This is a genomic window from Flavobacterium sp., from assembly GCF_027531905.1.
Taxonomy (GTDB): Bacteria; Bacteroidota; Bacteroidia; order Flavobacteriales; family Flavobacteriaceae; genus Flavobacterium.
This window is the reverse complement of the sequence record NZ_JAPZSU010000016.1, coordinates 61,667-81,259: the sequence shown is the minus strand read 5'-3', so window position 1 is coordinate 81,259 and position 19,593 is coordinate 61,667. Positions and strand designations below refer to the sequence as shown.

The 19,593-nt window shown below is 34.4% G+C and carries 16 protein-coding genes and 1 pseudogene; 10 read left to right on the top strand and 7 right to left on the bottom strand.

Going from position 1 to position 19,593, the window contains the following annotated elements:
* The first annotated feature begins 13 nt into the window (after window positions 1–13).
* The 3 genes from O9307_RS05470 to O9307_RS05460 are packed head-to-tail and all read left to right on the top strand — an operon-like array spanning window position 14 to window position 1,481.
* Window positions 14–556, top strand: coding sequence for a sigma-70 family RNA polymerase sigma factor (locus O9307_RS05470; RefSeq protein ID WP_298296118.1), 543 nt, complete (start codon window positions 14–16; stop codon window positions 554–556).
* A 32-nt stretch (window positions 557–588) separates the two neighbouring features.
* On the top strand, window positions 589–1,002 hold the full coding sequence (locus O9307_RS05465; RefSeq protein WP_298296116.1) for a hypothetical protein: 414 nt from the start codon (window positions 589–591) through the stop codon (window positions 1,000–1,002).
* A 29-nt stretch (window positions 1,003–1,031) separates the two neighbouring features.
* Window positions 1,032–1,481, top strand: a complete 450-nt coding sequence (locus O9307_RS05460) for a sensor of ECF-type sigma factor (protein WP_298296114.1) — start codon at window positions 1,032–1,034, stop codon at window positions 1,479–1,481.
* A 54-nt stretch (window positions 1,482–1,535) separates the two neighbouring features.
* Here the strand turns inward: O9307_RS05460 and O9307_RS05455 are convergent, their stop codons facing one another.
* Window positions 1,536–2,597: an oxidoreductase gene (locus O9307_RS05455; RefSeq protein ID WP_298296112.1), complete on the bottom strand. Its 1,062-nt coding sequence runs from the start codon at window positions 2,595–2,597 to the stop codon at window positions 1,536–1,538.
* Window positions 2,598–2,713: 116 nt separating this feature from the next.
* Between O9307_RS05455 and O9307_RS05450 the strand changes: the two genes are divergently transcribed.
* From O9307_RS05450 to O9307_RS05440, 3 genes are all read left to right on the top strand, one after another.
* Complete coding sequence (locus O9307_RS05450; RefSeq protein ID WP_298296110.1) at window positions 2,714–3,892, top strand: hypothetical protein; 1,179 nt, start codon at window positions 2,714–2,716, stop codon at window positions 3,890–3,892.
* Between the two features lie 19 nt (window positions 3,893–3,911).
* Window positions 3,912–4,256, top strand: coding sequence for an arsenate reductase (glutaredoxin) (arsC, locus tag O9307_RS05445; RefSeq protein ID WP_298296108.1), 345 nt, complete (start codon window positions 3,912–3,914; stop codon window positions 4,254–4,256).
* Between the two features lie 91 nt (window positions 4,257–4,347).
* Entirely contained in the window at window positions 4,348–6,789 is a 2,442-nt protein-coding gene (locus O9307_RS05440) for a TonB-dependent receptor (protein ID WP_298296106.1), read from the top strand.
* Window positions 6,790–6,896: 107 nt separating this feature from the next.
* Here the strand turns inward: O9307_RS05440 and O9307_RS05435 are convergent, their stop codons facing one another.
* Together O9307_RS05435 and O9307_RS05430 are read right to left on the bottom strand one after the other, a co-directional pair.
* Window positions 6,897–7,067, bottom strand: a complete 171-nt coding sequence (locus O9307_RS05435; RefSeq protein ID WP_197488940.1) for a hypothetical protein — start codon at window positions 7,065–7,067, stop codon at window positions 6,897–6,899.
* 117 nt (window positions 7,068–7,184) lie between these two features.
* The gene (locus O9307_RS05430; RefSeq protein WP_298296103.1) at window positions 7,185–8,387 is read right to left on the bottom strand and encodes an NAD(P)-dependent oxidoreductase; all 1,203 of its coding nucleotides are present in this window, start codon (window positions 8,385–8,387) and stop codon (window positions 7,185–7,187) included.
* A 246-nt stretch (window positions 8,388–8,633) separates the two neighbouring features.
* Here O9307_RS05430 and O9307_RS05425 point away from each other — a divergent pair, with 246 nt between their 5' ends.
* Complete coding sequence (locus O9307_RS05425) at window positions 8,634–9,836, top strand: serine hydrolase domain-containing protein (protein WP_298296101.1); 1,203 nt, start codon at window positions 8,634–8,636, stop codon at window positions 9,834–9,836.
* Between the two features lie 127 nt (window positions 9,837–9,963).
* Here the strand turns inward: O9307_RS05425 and O9307_RS05420 are convergent, their stop codons facing one another.
* The 4 genes and pseudogenes from O9307_RS05420 to O9307_RS05405 form a co-directional block, all read right to left on the bottom strand.
* Complete coding sequence (locus tag O9307_RS05420) at window positions 9,964–12,669, bottom strand: DNA gyrase/topoisomerase IV subunit A (RefSeq protein WP_298296099.1); 2,706 nt, start codon at window positions 12,667–12,669, stop codon at window positions 9,964–9,966.
* Between the two features lie 11 nt (window positions 12,670–12,680).
* Window positions 12,681–13,846, bottom strand: a pseudogene (locus tag O9307_RS05415) (PDDEXK nuclease domain-containing protein).
* A gap of 82 nt (window positions 13,847–13,928) precedes the next feature.
* A complete protein-coding gene (locus tag O9307_RS05410; protein ID WP_298296097.1) occupies window positions 13,929–14,111 on the bottom strand; it encodes a hypothetical protein in 183 nt (60 codons plus the stop codon).
* A 10-nt stretch (window positions 14,112–14,121) separates the two neighbouring features.
* The gene (locus O9307_RS05405) at window positions 14,122–15,984 is read right to left on the bottom strand and encodes a DNA topoisomerase IV subunit B (protein WP_298296185.1); all 1,863 of its coding nucleotides are present in this window, start codon (window positions 15,982–15,984) and stop codon (window positions 14,122–14,124) included.
* Window positions 15,985–16,241: 257 nt separating this feature from the next.
* On the opposite strand from O9307_RS05405, the gene tpx reads away from it, so the two are divergent.
* The 3 genes from tpx to O9307_RS05390 are packed head-to-tail and all read left to right on the top strand — an operon-like array spanning window position 16,242 to window position 19,590.
* Window positions 16,242–16,739: a thiol peroxidase gene (gene tpx, locus O9307_RS05400; RefSeq protein ID WP_298296095.1), complete on the top strand. Its 498-nt coding sequence runs from the start codon at window positions 16,242–16,244 to the stop codon at window positions 16,737–16,739.
* Between the two features lie 7 nt (window positions 16,740–16,746).
* Window positions 16,747–17,121, top strand: coding sequence for a diacylglycerol kinase family protein (locus tag O9307_RS05395; RefSeq protein WP_298296093.1), 375 nt, complete (start codon window positions 16,747–16,749; stop codon window positions 17,119–17,121).
* A gap of 18 nt (window positions 17,122–17,139) precedes the next feature.
* Window positions 17,140–19,590, top strand: a complete 2,451-nt coding sequence (locus tag O9307_RS05390; RefSeq protein ID WP_298296091.1) for a DNA translocase FtsK — start codon at window positions 17,140–17,142, stop codon at window positions 19,588–19,590.
* The last annotated feature ends 3 nt before the right edge of the window (window positions 19,591–19,593 follow it).

Below are 19,593 nucleotides of genomic sequence, written 5' to 3'. Positions count from 1 at the left end.
AAAAGTGTAAAACTTGCAAGAAGAACAAGCATTTATCCAGCAATTACTAGATCCGAAAACGCAAAATAAAGCGTTCGAACTATTATTGAAGGAATACCAAAGGCCATTGTATCATCATATTCGAAACATTGTTTTGAATCATGACGATGCTGACGATGTTTTGCAAAACACATTTATTAAAGTTTTTCGTTATTTAAAAGATTTTAAAGGCGATAGCAAACTTTTTTCATGGATGTATCGCATAGCTACTAATGAAGCCTTAACTTTTTTGGGCCAAAAAGCAAAAAAAAACAATCTGTCTTCACAAGAATTACAAGAAAAGACAATTGAAAACCTTCAAGCAGACACTTATTTTGAAGGGGATGAAATCCAGTTGAAATTGCATAAAGCCATAGCACTTTTACCAGAAAAACAGCAACTTATTTTTAAAATGAAATATTTTGAAGACTTAAAATATGAAGAAATATCAGAAATTTTAGGAACTTCAGTCGGGGGATTAAAAGCCTCATACCATCATGCTACAAAAAAAATTGAAGCCTTTGTAACCGAAAATTAAACCTTTTGACACAGTAATAGTCTAAACACATTATGAAAGAATTTAAGTTAGATAACGAACCTAAAATACGTACTGGTTTTAGTGTACCTGAAAACTATTTTGACCATTTTTCAGCAAAGCTACTTCAGGAACTCCCCAAAGAGGAATCGAGAGTAGTTTCATTCTATCAAAAGAGAAAAAAAATACTTTTTGCTGCTGCCGCTGTTCTAGTTCTAGCGTTGAGTTTACCTATATACAATAGTTTTTTTACAACCACTCAGGAACCAGACAGTACTAGCATGGAAAACTACTTAGCCTATCAACCCAATATTACACAATATGATTTGATAAGTGAACTCGAAGCCGATGATTTAGCTTCTCTAAATGAAGATTCATCAGCCGACAAAACGGTAATTGAAGAACATTTACTCAAAGGAGGTAATGTAGAACAACTTATTTTAGAATAATACCATCGTCACAACAAAACAAGACACTCATGACAATTAAAAGACTTTTTCCGTATTTATTTTTACTACTATCAGTAACCATCTATGGTCAAAATGAACGATTAAAAGAAAAGAAAGACCAAATAAAAGCTATGAAAGTAGCCTTTTTAACTAGCGAACTCAACTTAACTTCTGATGAAGCAGAAAAATTTTGGCCCGTTTACAATACTTATGATGACAAACAATTTGAATTGAGACATCAAAAAATGAAAACGTATGCCAAGAAACTAAACGAAGGTTCTTTAGATAATATGAGTGATAAAGAAGCTTTGGCTTTTTTAAATCAAATGGAAAGTACGGATGAAGAGCTATACTCCATTAGAAAAAAGTTTAATTCCGCATTAAGAAATATATTACCTCCAACAAAAATTCTAAAACTAAGAAAATCAGAGGTAGATTTCGACAGAAAATTACTTCAAAAATATCGCAATAGAAACTAAAAATAATTTGATTTTAGTTGTAAGCCTTATACATTTCTATAGAATTTATAAGGCTTATTTTTTTAAAGAGAGGCGAATCATTTTATTTTTGCCCGCGGCAATGGCGGTGGCATCATCTATAAAACGCAAAGTATACAAAGACGCATCTGAACTGATTAACTTCCAAGAAGCACCTCCATCCGATGAATAATGAATCCCTGTAGCACCAACGGTTACCAAGCCATTTCCTTTGCTATTGGGAACAAATTGTACACAAGAAATGTAACCGGGACCACTATTTTCGGCTATTAATTGCCAGGTTTTCCCGCCGTCTTTGGTAATAGCTTTATTGCCAAAATTTTGATTAGGCAATTCGTAATTTCCTCCAGCAATACAACCAATCGATTGGTCATAAAAAGCTGCACTAAAAATTCCAGTCATTTGTTGCCCTTGAATAATTGGTGTTTCAGCAACTGTCCATGATTTTCCTTTGTCCGCAGAATGAAAAATTCTGGCACTTTTACCACCAGAAACAACCCAAGTATGATTTCCTTGAATCACAATATTGGTATTACTTGCAGCAAAAGCACCTTCTCCTTCAATGTTTTTATAAAAAACACTATTGGCTAGGGGTTGCCAGGTTTTACCGCCATCTCTAGTGATAATAATACTAAAATAATTATCAATCGGGTCGCCTAAGGCAATTCCTTCTTTGGAGTTCCAAAACTGTAAACTATCAAAAAAAACGTTCTCGTTTGCATTCTGATAGACCAACTCCGTATTCAGATTTTTTTTATCAACCCTAAACAACAAAGCTGGACTAGCAATGGTCAAAGCAAAAAAATGGTTGGGTGTAATCGCACTGCTTCTACATTCAAACTTCAAGCTGTCCTTTGACAATTTATGAATAACCTTTTCTCTTTTTTTTACATCATAAAAACCATATCGATTTTGGTCGGCTGCAAACCAAATTTTGTCTTTATCAATAGTCAAGGAACGTATACTAATTTTATCTTCAAACAAAGTATCAATTTCAATTTTTTGAAAAAAAGAATCTATTTTTGCACTTTTCTGAGCATTACCGAGGTAGCCACATAACACACTAAAGAACAAGATAATTGTAATTTTATTAACCATTTTGATGTATTTTATACAAGCTAAAATACAATTATATTTAAACATCATTAGATTATTAGAACATTTCTTGGCACAGTAATTGAATTATTGGTTTCAGAACTTAAAAACTAACTGCCATGAAAACTAAATTACTTTTATTTGCATTTTTTACTACGCTAGCAACTAGCTATTCAAATGCTCAAAATAGAACCACCATTTATGCAAAGAATGGAGAAATTAGCGATAATTTAGACTTGAAAGCAGTGGCTTCTGTTTTTGGAGAAGCTTCGAACTTACAAGATTTTGAAAGAAGATTAAATGATCCTAGACGCCAACTTTCTAACTTAGATTTAAATGATGACAACCAAGTCGACTATTTACGTGTGATTGAATCTGTAGAAAACAGAACGCATGTTATTGTGATTCAAGCTGTACTCGGGAGAGATTTATTTCAAGACGTAGCAACAATTGACGTAGAAAGAGATCGCTACAATAATATAAGCGTTCAAGTAGTAGGCGACGTATTTATGTACGGTCCAAATTACATCTACGAACCTGTTTATTACCGTACCCCTGCTATTTATGCTTCTTTTTGGATAGGGAATTATCGACCATATTACTCCCGTTGGAATTGGAACTACTATCCTTCCTATTACTATGCATGGAATCCATTTCCAGTGTATCGCTACAGATACAACATCAATAACTGTATCAATATACACAATTCCTATCACTATGTTTCGTACAGAAATAGCAACAGAGCTTCTGAAATTTATGCCTCAAGACGTCACAATGCTTATGAAAAAAATTATCCAAATTATTCGTTTTCAAGAAGAAATAGTGAAGTGGTCAATCGTTATGAATTAGATCGAAGAAATGATAATAGAGACGCTGAAAGTGGCAACAGAAACATAAATCGTTACGAACCAAGCAGTAACAGGAACAATACCGCAACAAGTGTTGAAGCTTCCAGAAGATATGCCGATAATCGTTTAACTAATTCTTCAACAAACCGTAATGTCTACAGAGAAAATTACTCTAGAACAAACACTCCAATAAGTGTAGAAGCAACCAGAAACTATTACGAGAACAATAGAGCAAATAGAAACAGTAGTACTAATTCCGGTGCAGCGTCAAATAGAAATTCAAATTATTCAAACGATTCTAATTCGAAAACATACACCCCTGAAAGAACAGAGGAAAGAGCACCACAGGCCACAGAAAACAGAAGGACTGATTCTAATAATAGGAGTACAAGAGGAGAAAACCCTTCAAATAATAGAAGTGAAAATAGAGGGGGAAATAGAAGAATATAAATTAAAAAAAAACAAAAACATGTTACAAATTTTTCACAACAATCGCTGCGGCAAATCTAGAAGCTGTCTTGCACTACTTGAATCTACAGGAAAAGAATTCGAGATCGTTTCTTATTTAACCACTCCACCAACAGCAGAAGTATTAAAAATCATACTCCAAAAATTAAATTTGTCGCCCATCGAACTGATTCGTCAGAAGGAAAAAATTTGGATTGAAAATTATAAGGGACAAAATTTTACTAACGAAGAGCTTATTACTATCATGATTAATCATCCCATACTAATCGAGAGACCTATTTTAATCACTGACGAAAAAGCAATTATTGCTCGTGAGGAAGACAAAGTGATTGACTTTCTTAAATAAGAGTATGTCTTTTTTTAACATTTTTTTATCATTTCGCAATGAAACCTATTCTTACTTTTTAAGTCTAAAGGGGGTAAATAAAAATTAAACAATGAAAAACCTTACCATTACCCTATTCTTACTTTGCTTTGGTTTATTAGGCTACGCACAGCCAGGCAAAGCCAAACTAAAAGTTACCGGAAAAGTAATCGAGAAAAACTCCAAGCAACCTCTTGAATACGCAACAATTACGCTAAAAAATACCGCCAATCCAAAAATGATTGCAGGTGGTGTAACCAATAACAAAGGTGAGTTTACCATAGAAGTAAGCTCAGGAACATACGATATCATTATTGAATTTATCTCTTTCAAATCAACTACCATTAAAGAAAAGAATATAACAGAGAATCTTTCATTAGGTGTTATAGGACTTACTGATGATGCCGCACAATTGAATGAAGTGGTGGTTCGAGCAGAAAAAACAACCGTAGAAATTAAATTAGATAAAAAAGTATACAACGTAGGTTCTGATTTAATGGTAAAAGGAGGAACCGTAAGCGATGTTTTAGACAACATTCCTTCTGTAGCAGTAGATGCTGAAGGAAACGTAAGTTTAAGAGGAAATGAAAACGTAAGAATCCTTATTGATGGTAGACCTTCCAATGCAATTAATATTACGGAAGCATTACGACTAATTCCTGCTGATGCCATCGAAAAAGTAGAAGTTGTAACCAATCCTTCTGCTAGATACGATGCTGAAGGTGGTGGTGGTTTATTGAACATCATTTTAAAGAAAGGAAAAAACCAAGGTTTTAACGGAACTTTTATAGCCAATACTGGTTACCCAGATAACCATGGTATAAGCGGAACTTTGAATTACAAAACAGAAAAATTTAACTTGTTTACTACGCAAGGTTACAGCAACCGAAATAATCCTGGAAATGCCTTGAATAATTCAAAATACCTGAATAAGGATGGTTCAGCCAAAAATTATGTCTATGAAAATCGTGAAAACGATCGATTTAGCAATGCATATAATGGAACGGCAGGAATAGAATGGTTTATCGATAAATCTACTTCTTGGAGCAATAGCATCAACTACAGAAATAGCAATGGAGACAACACTGATAATGTGTTTCAAAATTATTACGACGCTAACTTTGTTTATGATTACACCCGCAATCGAATAAACAAAGAAAAAAGTGATAGTGAAAATTTAGAATTTGCTTCAAATTTCATCAAAAATTTCAAAAAAGAAGGACATAAATTGAGTTTTGATGTATCGATCTCTAGTAATGATGACAAAAACACGGCTTTTATTACCGATACCAATTCTGGTAATTCTAATATAGGATTAGACAACACCATCAACAATCAAGATCAAAAAAGAAATTTATTCGTAGTCGATTATGTTTTACCTCTTGGTAAAGGACAACAATTTGAAGCAGGTTACCGAGGAGATTTTACCAATTTAACTACAGATTATCGAGTTGAAACCGGTGGCGTTGTAAACCCTAATTTCACTAATACTCTAGAATACAAAGAAAAAATTAATGCTTTTTACACTCAATATGGTATCAAAGCAAAGAAGCTTTCTATGCTTTTTGGTTTACGATTTGAAGATTCAAATATTGACATCAATCAGTTAGCAACTAGTGATTTCAATACCAAAAAATACAACAATTTTTTTCCAAGTGCCTTTTTTACTTATGAATTATCAGACAAGAGCAGTACTTCTCTTAGCTATAGCAGAAGAATTCAAAGGCCTAGAGGAAGAATGTTGAATCCTTTTAGTAACCTTTCAAGTAATATCAATATTTTTGTTGGAAATCCGGATTTAGATCCCTCTTTTACAGATGCCATTGATTGGGGTTACATCAAAAGATGGGACAAAATTACCCTCAACACCTCTCTTTATGTGAATAAAACTTCTGATGTTTTTCAATTTGCCAGAAGAGAATCTGGAAAGTTTGTAAATGGCGTTCCATTAATTATTAGCTCTCCAATAAACATAGGAGAAGAATACCGAACAGGATTTGAGTTTACGTTAAATTATTCTCCATACAAATGGTGGAAATTAAATAGCAATTTTAATTTCTTCGCGGTACAAACACGAGGCGATTTTTCTTATACCGACTTCAACGGAAACAACGTAGTTCAGAATTTTGATAATGATGCCACTTCTTGGTCTACACGATTGACATCGAAAATTACCTTGCCTGCCAAAATTGATTGGCAAACCAATATGTCTTATAACGGACCACAAGCCAATGCCCAAGGAAAAAGATTAGGAGTATTTGGAATGAATTTAGCGTTCAGTAAAGACGTTTTAAAAGACAAAGGAACTGTTGCATTCAACATAAGTGATCTTTTCAATTCAAGAAAAATGATTTCAGAAACGTATTTACCCGGAATTGTAAGTTCTTACTCAGAAATGCAATGGAGAGAAAGACAATTTACACTTTCTTTTACCTATCGTTTCAACAAAGCTAAAAACGAAAGAGAAAAGCCAAAGAAAAACATGAACGAAGGCGAAATGGAATTTCAAGGTTAAAAAAGATAAGACTCGTGCAAACGGGTCTTTTTTTTTATCCAATAAAAAAAACACAAGCATAAAAAAAAGGACTCTTGTGGAGTCCCTTTTTTATTGAAATAATTAGATTATCCTAATTCTTCTTGCTTCTGTTTTGCTTTTTTCTCTTTGTATGCTTCCCAAGAAGCTCCACCTACCCAATAGGATATGAAACCAACTAAGAAAAACATTAACCAAAATCCCATTGTAAGGATGGTTAAGAAAAGTAAGAAGCCTAAGTACTGTGAAAATTCAAACATGTTTTCCGGAATTTTGAATGTTGCGACAAATATAGTGGGAATATTTTTTTAAACCAATTAAATCCATAAAAAGTCTCTTATATTTTTACTCTCAAAACAACTACAGTTACCCTCTTTCTATTTTCCATCAATGTACTCTTGCAAATACTGGAATCTTTCGGTTAATTTGCCCTTTTGAGTCATTTGGGCACGAGCTAAAATACCGTCAGCATCATTATTAAAAAAAGCTGGAATTACATGTTTAGTAAACATTTCTCCAAAACCTTCGCTCGCATCTTTAGGCAATTCGCAAGGCAAATTATCAACAGCCATAACTACAATGGCCGCTGGATGAAAAACATCAACCTCCTTGTTTTCGATAGGTAAATAGCCATATAACGGCTCTGCAATAGTCGATGCTCTCAAAGTACAAGCTATGGGGCCATTGACATCACAAGAAACATCAGCCACAATTTTTATTTTACAATCACTTGCTTGAAGCATCTTTTGTGATAAAATTTCGGGAGCTGCATTCGCATGAAAATGCCCTGAAATATAAATATCAGCTACTTTGCTGAAACGTTCAAAATCCGATTCGTAGTCTTGAGGATTTTTATAAAAATCTAGTGTATCCAACTTTTTACCATCGATTCTTTTGTTATAATCTAAAACATCAATTTGAGTAAAAACTGGCTGCGTAAATGTTTTGGTTAAAAAATGATCTATCGGAACTTCTTTAATTTTCATAGCGATCAAAATTTCTTTCACCCCGCTACCCACTTTTCCTGTTCCTGTAACCACAATTTTTATAGGTGGAATAATTTGTCTTTTTAGTTGTTGTACCAAAGCATCTTTACCGTTTAAAGCCTCTGCTTTGGGCATTTTGAATAATTCAAACTTAATTCCAAAAGCTCTTATTGCGTTGTAGGCCCCCACTATTCCTGCATAACGTCCAAAACCAATTAATCGCTTATTTGCAGCGTCAACAATAGTTTCGTGATCATATAAATCGATATGCTTTTCTAAAACGGCTTGCAACAATTTTCTATTGTACGACTGTTTTTTGATAGTATGCGAAAAAAAGAAGTATTTTTTATTTGGAATCAAAGCTTCAACAGGAACCTCTTTAACCCCAAACAAAACTTCACAATCGGATAAATCTTCCGTAACTTCAATACCGAGTTCTCGATATTGTTCATCAGTGAAAACTCGAATATCAGATGGCTCCACCTTAAACGTGACTGCTGGAAATTGTTCTTGAATGGTTTTGATTTCATTGGGAGAAAAAACAACTCTTCTGTCTGGTGGGTTTTTCCTTTCTTTGATAATTCCAAACTTCATTTTTACAGTATTTAAATTACATTATTATTTAACTTTATTCAATTAAATTGTTACAAATATAACAATTTAAATCAAAAACACCTGATTTTTGTACAGTATTATCAAAACATAAAAACATTAATTATTGAACTCCAATACACTATACTTAGCACGTGTCTTCAATAACTCAAAAGAAGCAATATTTTGAAAAAAACTAGATACAAAAAGTATTTGATTCTATATATTTGTTGTCACAATTTACACCCCATGACTCTTATAAAAAAAGCAAATATAGCACAATTACTTGTCCTTTCTTTGGCAATTAGTTCTTGTGCAAAAGAAATTAAAAAGGTAGAATTAACAGACGCTCAATTACCTAAAAATGTACTTCCAATCGTAAAACCTGCTAGCAAAGATAGTACTCAATTAACTGCTGATTATATAGCCGCAAAAAAAGTAAAAATTGATGCTTTTTATCAAAAAAACTGGCCTAACAATTCAATGAATGGAAGTTTTTTGGTGGCTCAAAATGGTCAAATTATTTATGAAAAATACCATGGCTTAGCCAATTTTAGAGATAAAGACACCATTACAAGCGAAACCCCATTGCACATAGCTTCAGTAAGTAAGGTCTTAACTGCAACGGTCATTTTAAAATTAGTCAACGCCAAACGCATCGATTTAGATCAAAAAGTTACTACAATTTTGGATCGTTTCCCTTATCCAGAAGTTACTGTTAGAACGTTGTTAAATCACCGAAGTGGAATGCGTAACTATTCTTATTTTACAGACAGAAAAAGCAATATTTGGGACCGTCACAAAACATTAACCAATCAAGACCTTTTGGATTTGATGGCGACAAAAAACATTGGTCTGGAATTCAAAACCGATAGTCGTTTTGCTTATTGCAATACTAATTATGCCATGCTTGCACTAATCATTGAGAAAGTAACCAAGCTTTCGTATATAGAAGCCATGGACAAAATGTTGTTTCAACCTTTAGGCATGACGCATTCCTTTGTTTGTGACATTAAAAAAGACAAAAAAAGAATCGTTCCTTCCTATAAAGCAAATAAGGTAGAAATTGGTGTCGATTTTTTGGATGGCGTGTACGGCGATAAGAATATTTATTCCACACCTAGAGATTTGTTAAAATTTGATTTGGCCAGAAATGCTAAAAACTTCTTGGAACCAGGATTATGGGAACAAGTTTTTAAACCGTATAGCAATGAACGAAAAGGAACTAAAAACTACGGTCTTGGAATAAGAATGATCAATTGGGAAACCGGTCAAAACTTTTATTTTCATAATGGTTGGTGGCACGGGAATACCTCATCTTATATTACCTTACCTAAGGAAAAAGTGGTGATTATCGCTTTATCAAATAAAATGACAAAAAACACCTATGCCGTTAGAAAACTGGCTAAGCTATTCGGAGATTATCCTTTTAAATTGGAAGATGAGGAATAAAAACTTCATTTTTCAAAGACTCCTTCAGAATTCAAAAAACGTATTTTTGACTCACTTAAAATTGTGCGATACCTTGGATAAAATAATAAAAAAACCGTTTCCTTTTGAAGTTGGAAACGGTTTTAAATTATTCTAAAGATAAGGTGACTTGTCCATCATCTTCTAACTGAATAGAAGAATCATCAATAGTATCTTCTATACTTTCATTCGGTTCGGGTTGTTCTTCTTCTGGCTCTTCATAAGGCAAAGGATCGAGCAAATTCACTTGTTTTAACTTATCGGTTGTCAATTGGTTTCCTAAAGCCTTAAAGCCTTTTACCGCAATAAAACTTTCGATGTCTACCACTTGATTTTCTTTTTGAACACCTTTCACTTTAGCAAAAATCAATTCGGCTACTGGGCGATAATCGGTGGCAACAATTTCTAATTTTGAATTCGGATGATCGGTAATAAACGATTCTTCTTTATGCTCAACCTCCACTAAGAAACGCTTGATAAAATATCGTTCTTTTTCGCCATCAAAATAAATCGCAGAAATCGGTTTTTTAGGATTCCATTTCTCTAAAACAATCATATCTTCATCAAAATGAGTAGACAATTCAGGTATAATAACCTTGAGTTTTCCAGCTTGAGAAATGACTAATAATTTGTCGCTTGGTCTAAATTCGCCCAACAACTCGCCTCTTCCATCCACATTTAAGCGCTGTACCGTATCGTCAAACCAAACTTTTCTTGGTAATAAAGTAGATATCCCTTTCTCTTTTAATTCAATTTTCTTGATTGGATATTTGGTGACCAAATTTCCTTTGGAAGCTCTTCCTTTGATAGCTAATTTGGCGAAATCAATATCAAATTTGAGTTTTTTGATACTACCAACTTGACGTAGGATGATATTAATTACCTCCGCTTCACCATTTGGATTGCAAGAAAAATAAAGAATTTGAGAACCTGCAGCTCCATTGGTTAAATCGTAGGCTTTATCTCTAGTAACGCCTGAAACATTGAATCGTTTAATGTAAGACGGACCCGATTTTCCATCACGATAAATCAAATTATAAATCGTGCGTTTATCGCCTTTATCAAAAATAGCAACGTGAATAATGTCTTTACCCACAAATGTCTTAGCATCGACTTTGGTAATCATCATCGTTCCATTACGTAGAAAAACAATTACATCATCGATATCAGAACAATCCACCACATATTCATCTTTTTTCAAGCTAGTTCCCACAAATCCTTCTTCGCGATTGACGTATAATTTGGTATTACGCAAAACCACTTTGGTAGCTTCGATGTCATCAAAAATGCGGAGTTCGGTTTGGCGTTCTCTTCCTTTACCGTATTTTTCTTTAAGCTTGGCAAAATAAGCTATCGCAAAATCGATGATATGATCCAAATGATGTTGTACTTCCTTCATTTCGTCCTCTAATTTCGCAATGAAATCATCGGCTTTATCAGAGTCAAAACGCGTGATTCGAATCATTGGGATTTGCGTTAGTTTTTGCAAATCATCATCGTTAATTTCTCTCACAAAGGACGCTTTGAAAGGATCAAAACGATCGTACATGTATTTGTACAACGCTTCTCTGTCCGAATACAATTTGAAATCAATGTACATTTCTTCACGAATGAAAATCTTTTCAAGTGTAGCAAAATGCCATTTGTTTTTTAATTCTTCTAATTGAATTTCGAGTTCTTGACGCAATAAATCTACCGTGCGCTCTGTCGAAATTTTCAACATATCCGAAACCCCGATAAAAAGCGGTTTGTTGTCTTCAATCACACAACCTAATGGCGCCACAGACGTTTCGCAAGCAGTAAAAGCGAACAAGGCATCGATGGTTTTATCAGGAGAAACACCCGGGAAAAGATGGATTAAAATCTCAACCTCGGCAGCAGTGTTATCTTCGATTTTTTTGATCTTGATTTTCCCTTTTTCGTTAGCTTTCAAAATACTATCAATCAAACTAGACGTATTGGTCGAAAACGGAATTTGGGTAATCACCAAGGTGTTTTTGTCCAACTGACTAATCTTGGCACGCACACGCACACGTCCGCCACGCATACCATCGTTGTAATTCGATACATCCGCAATCCCAGCGGTTTGAAAATCTGGATATAAAGTAAAAGGTTTTCCTTTCAGAATTTTTATAGAAGCATCAATTAACTCATTGAAGTTATGAGGCAACACTTTGGTAGAAAGACCCACCGCGATTCCCTCTGCTCCTTGTGCCAAAAGCAACGGAAACTTCACGGGAAGATTATTCGGTTCTGCACGACGACCGTCATACGATACACCCCAATCTGTAATTTTAGGCGAATACAATACCTCTAACGCAAATTTGGACAAACGCGCCTCAATATAACGAGAAGCAGCTGCGCCATCGCCTGTTAAAATATTACCCCAGTTTCCTTGGCAGTCAATCAATAAATCTTTTTGACCAATTTGCACCATAGCATCAGCAATACTCTGATCCCCGTGAGGATGGTATTGCATAGTGTGTCCCACCACATTCGCTACTTTGTTATAACGACCGTCGTCTAATTCTTTTAACGAATGCATAATACGGCGTTGTACCGGCTTGAATCCGTCTTCGATAGCGGGTACGGCACGTTCTAAGATTACATACGAAGCATAATCCAAAAACCAATCTTTGTACATTCCTGTAACTTTGGTAATGGTATCGTGCTCGTCTGCATTATTTTCGTAAAAATGGTGCATCCCACTTGAAGTCGAAATGTCATCGAACCCTTCTTGATCATTGGCATCAAAACTGGCGTCGTTGTTTTCGTCTTCGTTGGAAAGGATGTTATCTTCTTCTTCGTCTTTCATTTATGGTATATTTAATCGCTATTTTGAAAAGATTCCACATCGCTCTTAATTAATTCTTTAAGTTCTTCCTCTGTTGGAAGTTGTAATTTATATTTGCTTACAAAAACTTCTTGTGATAATCCACCCGTAGCATAATGTACCAAAGCAGCATCTCTTTGACTGCATAAAATAATACCTATAGGAGGATTATCGTTTTCTGTCCTTTCATTTTCTTTGAAATAATTCAAATAAAGATTCATTTGTCCAGCATCTGAATGGTCAAACTCTCCGATTTTCAAATCAATTAATATATGGCATTTTAGAATTCGATGATAGAAAACCAAATCTATTCTGTAATGCTTGTTATTAATGAAATTCTTTTTTGCCTCGCTTCAAAACAAAATCCGCGTCCCAATTCTATCAAAAATTGTTGCAAATGATTGATAATACTTTGTTCTAAATCATTTTCTGAATAAGAGGATATCTCAGGAATATTCAAGAATTCTAGAATATAAGGATTTTTTACTATGTCAGAAAAAGTACTAAAATGATCATTTTTAAGTTTATCTAAAAGTACTCCTTTATTGGTACTCAATCCAATTCGCTCGTAGAGCAGTGAATTTACTTCTCGTTGAAGTTGTCTAACCGTCCAATTGTTTTTTACAGTCTGAATTTCATAAAAACTTCTTTGTAAAGCATTTTCTATTTTAATAAACTCTAATATATGTGTAAAACTTATTTTACTAATGAATAGACCCGGATTTTCGACTGCAATAGATTTTACCTCTTCTTTACTTCTAGTTTGTTCAATTACTGAATGTCGAATGGCTTTTTTTTCTAAATTGAATTCTCCAATCATTGATTGGATAATTACAAGCTTTTCATTTTCAAAATTTTGAAACTGCTCGGTGACTAATTGAATAATTGAGGGATAGGTCAAAAAGAAGTTTTTAAAACTATGCAACATCATAAAGGACATACCCTTTATGTTTTTCTCTTTTAATTTTTTTGCTAAATTCTTATATATTTTTTCACCATATTCAGCCCTTTCTTTTCCCTTTTGTTCAATTTGAAACAAATACATACCAATCAACCAATTACGCAATGTATACGCATAATTGACCTGACGATTTGCGTAATCGCTGAAATAAGAATGAATATTCTCTATTTGAATTGATATATTTTCAATGTCTTCCATTAAACAGAAACAAAATTTTACTATTGGAACTTTATCTAGTTGGAGTCATTTGTCACAACTAAAAAAGTTAAATTGAAGTTCACTAAATAGAATACTTTTCTTTGCAAATATGTTCTTCTATGGTTACCCAAATTCCGTTTTTATCTTTGACTCTTTTGGTAGTAGTCTCACACTCTACGTGATCATTGCTTTTGATAACAAAAAATGTCCCACCAAAACCTATGGCAAAAGCTAAAATAATGAGTATTAACGTTTTTTTATTCATTTCTAAAATATTACTCTTTCTCAATTACATCCAAATCTACCTTCAAGTTTTTGATGATAAACTCTTGACGGTCTGGGGTATTTTTACCCATATAAAAAGACAATAATTGCTCAATTGATGTGTTTTTATCCATCATAATAGGATCCAATCGGATGGTTTCTCCAATGAAATTTTTGAACTCATCTGGCGAAATTTCCCCGAGTCCTTTAAATCGCGTAATTTCTGGTTTGGGTTTTAATTTTTCAATGGCATCCCTGCGCTCTTCATCAGAGTAGCAATAAATCGTTTCTTTTTTATTTCGAACTCTAAAAAGTGGCGTTTGCAAAATATACAAATGCCCTTCTTTAATTAATTCAGGGAAAAATTGCAAGAAAAAGGTAATCAACAACAAGCGAATGTGCATTCCATCGACATCGGCATCGGTTGCAATTACAATATTGTTGTAGCGCAAGTCACCCATATCTTCTTCGATATTCAAAGCCGCTTGCAACAAATTGAATTCTTCATTTTCATACACAATCTTCTTACTCATTCCGTAAGAATTCAAAGGCTTTCCTCGCAAACTAAAAACCGCTTGTGTATTCACATCACGCGATTTGGTAATCGACCCCGAAGCCGAATCTCCCTCGGTGATAAACAACGTACTTTCTAAATATCTTGGATTTTTGATGTCTGGTAAATGCACACGACAGTCTCTCAACTTCTTATTGTGCAAACTGGCTTTTTTAGCTCGGTCTTTCGCTAATTTTCGAATGCCTGATAATTCTTTACGCTCGCGCTCGGCTTGTAGAATTTTTCGAAGCAACAAATCGGCTGTTTCTGGATTTTTGTGTAAAAAATTGTCTAATTTATTTTTCACAAAGTCATTCACAAACGTTCTCACCGATGCCATTCCTGGTTCAGAACCCATATCCGTAGAACCTAATTTCGTTTTGGTTTGGGATTCAAAAACAGGTTCCATTACCTTGATACTAACCGCACTCACAATGGATTTACGAATATCCGAAGGGTCGAAGGTTTTATTGTAAAATTCACGTATGGTTTTGACTACGGCTTCTCTAAAAGCTACAAGATGCGTTCCACCTTGCGTCGTATTTTGACCGTTTACAAAAGAATGGTATTCCTCGCTGTATTGCGATTTACTATGGGTCATTGCAATCTCAATATCATCCCCTTTAAGATGAATAATTGGATACACCATATCTTCCTCTGCAATATTTTCATCTAATAAATCTTTCAATCCATTTTCAGAAAAATATTTTTCACCGTTATAGATAATTGTTAACCCCGTATTTAGGTAACAATAGTTTTTAAGCATTTTTACTATATACTCATTTCTGAATTTATAGTTTTTGAAGATGGCTTCATCAGGAATAAAAGTAACCTTGGTTCCTTTACGCTTGGTGGTTTCGATGATATCTTCTTCTAAAACCAAATTCCCTCCCGAAAACTCAGCTGCTTTTTGCTTCTCATCACGAACCGATTCAACTCTAAAATAAGTCGATAAAGCATTCACCGCCTTGGTTCCTACTCCATTCAATCCAACAGATTTCTTAAACGCCAAAGAATCGTACTTTCCACCAGTATTCATTTTGGAAACTACGTCGATTACCTTCCCTAAAGGAATCCCTCGACCATAATCGCGAACCGCAACCGTTTTGTCTTTAATGGTCACTTCGATAGATTTTCCAGCGCCCATTACGAACTCATCAATACAGTTGTCTAATACTTCTTTTAAAAGAATATAAATACCGTCATCCGGCGAAGAACCGTCACCAAGCTTTCCGATATACATTCCGGGACGCATCCGGATGTGTTCTTTCCAATCGAGAGAACGTATATTGTCTTCATTATAAATATTTTGCTCAACCATAAACCAATTTTGGATTTTCATGCAATATAGCATATATCTCCAAAAAATGAAAGGCGAGACTCTTTAATTTTTATTTTAAAAAAAGGATCTAAAAACAGCTTCAAAACGAGTGACTTTAGTGCTAAAAAAAGCCTACTAATTCATTTTGCTAGCAAACAAAAGAACCTACAAGGTATTTCATCTTGGGGAAAATCTTGAATACGGAAACCAAATCTTAAAAAAAATTCATACTTTTGAAGCTCAAAAAAAACAACGATATGGCGACAGTAACATTAGGTGGAAACCCAATTCACACTTCAGGCGAACTTCCTCAAGTAGGAAGCAAATTAGTAGATTTCAAACTAATCAAAAATGATTTATCAGTAGCTACATTGGCTGATTTTGCTGGTAAAAAATTGGTTTTAAATATTTTTCCAAGTATCGATACTGGAACTTGTGCTACATCTGTTAGAAAATTCAACGAAAGTGCTAGCACATTAGAAAATACAATAGTTTTATGTATCTCTAGAGATTTGCCATTTGCTCAAAAACGTTTTTGTGGTGCCGAAGGTTTAGAAAACGTAGTGAATTTATCCGATTTTCAAGAAGGTAGTTTTGGTAAAACCAATGGTTTAGAAATCACTGACGGTCCTTTAGCTGGATTGCACTCTAGAGTAATTATTGTTTTAGACGAAAACGGTGTGATTACGCATACTGAACAAGTAGCTGAAATCGCTAACGAACCTAATTATGAAGCAGCTTTAGCAGCGCTATAATACATTTATGGAATTTCAAAAAGACAATTCTTTTGTAACCGGAAGATTAAAAAGTGTTACCTATGCTCTTAAAGGAGCAATAAAATTAATCAGTACTGAACACAGCATAATGGTTCAGTTTTCTATCGGAATACTCATTAGCATTTTAGGATTTATAATGAATATTTCTGCTACAGAATGGTTGTTTCAAACCTTTGCGATTGGCTTAGTTATGAGCGTAGAAGGACTGAACACCGCTGTAGAAAAAATAGCCGACTTCATTCATCCAAATTACAGTCAAAGAATAGGATTTATCAAAGATATTGCTGCAGGGTCTGTTTTCTTTGCAGCAATTACAGCTATAATTATAGGTTTAATCATTTACGTTCCAAAATTTACATAGGCTTACTTCAAAAAAAGAATGGCAAAAACAAGTAAAAAAAATACTCCAGAAACCCCTTCTAATTCGGCAACTCCCAAGGTAAAATTTTGGGAGCTATCCAAGCAAAACAAACTCATCATAGGTAGTTTGCTAGTGCTATTTTCTGTTGGATTACTAATTGCATTTGTTTCCTTTTTCCTGTATGGACAAGAGGATCAAAGTGCTATCAATAGTATAGCCGACAGGAACGAAGTGGTGCAAAATTGGTTAGGAAAAATTGGAGCTTTTCTTGCTGATGCCCTAATCTATAAAGGATTTGGAATCGCTTCCTTTTTATTGGTTCGCTTGTTTTTCTTGACAGGTCTATTTTTATTTTTAGATTTAAAATTAAAAAAACTCAAAAACATTTGGTTTTGGGACTTGTTTTTGATTGTAATTCTATCCGTTTTATTTGGCTTCTTTGCGACTTCTGTACCAGAATTAGCAGGAACAGTAGGCTATGAACTTAATTTATTTTTTCAAGATTATATCGGAAAAACAGGTACCTTATTGGTGTTGATTTTCGGTATTTTGATTTACTTAATTTTCAAAATAAAAATATCGCCAGAAAAAATTCAAAACATATTTCATTCCACCAAAGAAGAAATTAAAGATGAAATAGCCAATAATCCTTTTCCGAAAGAAACTTCGAATGCTTACAATTTAGAAGAATTTGCCATTGAAGAGGAAGAAGATTTAGAAGACACCATTCATCTTAAAACATCAGGTTCACAATTCGAAATTAACAAAGAAGCTTTAAAACCTACTATTAGTAGTGCTTCGGAGATTAATTTGGAACCTCAATTGAAACCGCAACCCGTAGTTAGTCCAATTCCAAATGAAGTAATTACGACGAACGACGACGCTTTTGTAATTGAAAAAGCAGCCGAAGAAGACATTATCGAAGAAAATCTTGCCTCACGCTTGGTTTCTGATTTTGGTTTATTCGACCCAACGTTGGATTTATCACATTATAAATACCCAACGATTGATTTGTTAAAAGAATATTCTACTGGAGGAATCACTATCAATCAGGAAGAATTAGAAGAAAACAAAAATAGAATTGTTGATACTTTACGCAATTACAAAATTGAAATTGCTCAAATTAAAGCAACGGTTGGACCATCGGTTACCTTATATGAGATTGTTCCAGAAGCAGGGATCAGAATTTCAAAAATCAAAAGTTTAGAGGACGATATTGCCTTGTCTTTATCCGCACTTGGAATTCGTATCATTGCGCCAATTCCTGGAAAAGGAACTATTGGTATCGAGGTTCCGAACAAGAATCCAACTATGGTTTCTATGAAAAGTGTTATTGGGTCGGCTAAATTTCAAGAAGCCGAAATGGAATTACCAATTGCTTTAGGAAAAACCATTTCTAATGAAACTTTTGTAGTCGATTTGGCAAAAATGCCTCACTTATTGATGGCGGGTGCTACTGGACAAGGAAAATCGGTAGGATTAAATGCTGTATTGACCTCTCTTTTGTACAAAAAACATCCAGCCGAAGTGAAATTCGTTTTGGTAGACCCTAAAAAAGTAGAGCTTACCCTTTTTAATAAAATAGAAAGACATTATTTAGCCAAATTACCCGATACCGAAGACGCCATTATTACTGATAATGCGAAAGTTGTTGCTACCTTAAACTCACTTTGCGTTGAAATGGACAATCGTTATTCGTTGTTAAAAGACGCTATGGTGCGCAACATCAAAGAATACAACGAAAAGTTCAAGTCTAGAAAGTTAAATCCAGAATTGGGACACCGTTTTTTACCTTACATCGTATTGGTAGTCGACGAGTTTGCCGACTTAATTATGACGGCTGGTAAAGAAGTAGAAGTTCCTATTGCGCGTTTGGCTCAATTGGCTCGTGCTATCGGAATCCATTTGATTATCGCTACGCAAAGACCTTCGGTGAATGTAATTACGGGTTTGATCAAAGCCAACTTCCCAGCTCGTATCGCTTTTAGAGTAACTTCAAAAATTGACTCTAGAACCATTTTAGATACACAAGGCGCTGACCAATTGATTGGTAGAGGGGATTTATTATACACCAATGGTAACGATGTGGTTCGTGTACAATGCGCCTTTATCGACACTCCAGAAGTAGAAAAAATAACCGAATTTATAGGTGCTCAAAAAGCCTATGCCACTGCTTATTTACTTCCAGAGTTCATTGGGGAAGAAAGTGGCATTAATCTTGATATAGATGTTTCCGAAAGAGACCCCTTATTTAGAGAAGCCGCCGAAATTATTGTGAATGCACAACAAGGTTCCGCTTCTTTACTACAACGCAAACTCAAACTCGGATACAATAGAGCCGGACGACTAATCGATCAATTAGAAGCTGCTGGAATTGTAGGCGCGTTTGAAGGAAGCAAAGCCCGTAGCGTTAATATACAAGATATGAGTTCTCTTGATCAATTTTTCAATAACGAACTAAACAATTAAATC

Bases quoted from the DNA above. Each gene is read 5' to 3' on its own strand.
- O9307_RS05465 (WP_298296116.1), top strand. From the start codon at position 589: ATGAAAGAATTTAAGTTAGATAACGAACCTAAAATACGTACTGGTTTT.
- O9307_RS05460 (WP_298296114.1), top strand. From the start codon at position 1,032: ATGACAATTAAAAGACTTTTTCCGTATTTATTTTTACTACTATCAGTA.
- O9307_RS05455 (WP_298296112.1), bottom strand. From the start codon at position 2,597: ATGGTTAATAAAATTACAATTATCTTGTTCTTTAGTGTGTTATGTGGC.
- O9307_RS05450 (WP_298296110.1), top strand. From the start codon at position 2,714: ATGAAAACTAAATTACTTTTATTTGCATTTTTTACTACGCTAGCAACT.
- arsC (WP_298296108.1), top strand. From the start codon at position 3,912: ATGTTACAAATTTTTCACAACAATCGCTGCGGCAAATCTAGAAGCTGT.
- O9307_RS05440 (WP_298296106.1), top strand. From the start codon at position 4,348: ATGAAAAACCTTACCATTACCCTATTCTTACTTTGCTTTGGTTTATTA.
- O9307_RS05435 (WP_197488940.1), bottom strand. From the start codon at position 7,067: ATGTTTGAATTTTCACAGTACTTAGGCTTCTTACTTTTCTTAACCATC.
- O9307_RS05430 (WP_298296103.1), bottom strand. From the start codon at position 8,387: ATGAAGTTTGGAATTATCAAAGAAAGGAAAAACCCACCAGACAGAAGA.
- O9307_RS05425 (WP_298296101.1), top strand. From the start codon at position 8,634: ATGACTCTTATAAAAAAAGCAAATATAGCACAATTACTTGTCCTTTCT.
- O9307_RS05420 (WP_298296099.1), bottom strand. From the start codon at position 12,669: ATGAAAGACGAAGAAGAAGATAACATCCTTTCCAACGAAGACGAAAAC.
- O9307_RS05410 (WP_298296097.1), bottom strand. From the start codon at position 14,111: ATGAATAAAAAAACGTTAATACTCATTATTTTAGCTTTTGCCATAGGT.
- O9307_RS05405 (WP_298296185.1), bottom strand. From the start codon at position 15,984: ATGGTTGAGCAAAATATTTATAATGAAGACAATATACGTTCTCTCGAT.
- tpx (WP_298296095.1), top strand. From the start codon at position 16,242: ATGGCGACAGTAACATTAGGTGGAAACCCAATTCACACTTCAGGCGAA.
- O9307_RS05395 (WP_298296093.1), top strand. From the start codon at position 16,747: ATGGAATTTCAAAAAGACAATTCTTTTGTAACCGGAAGATTAAAAAGT.
- O9307_RS05390 (WP_298296091.1), top strand. From the start codon at position 17,140: ATGGCAAAAACAAGTAAAAAAAATACTCCAGAAACCCCTTCTAATTCG.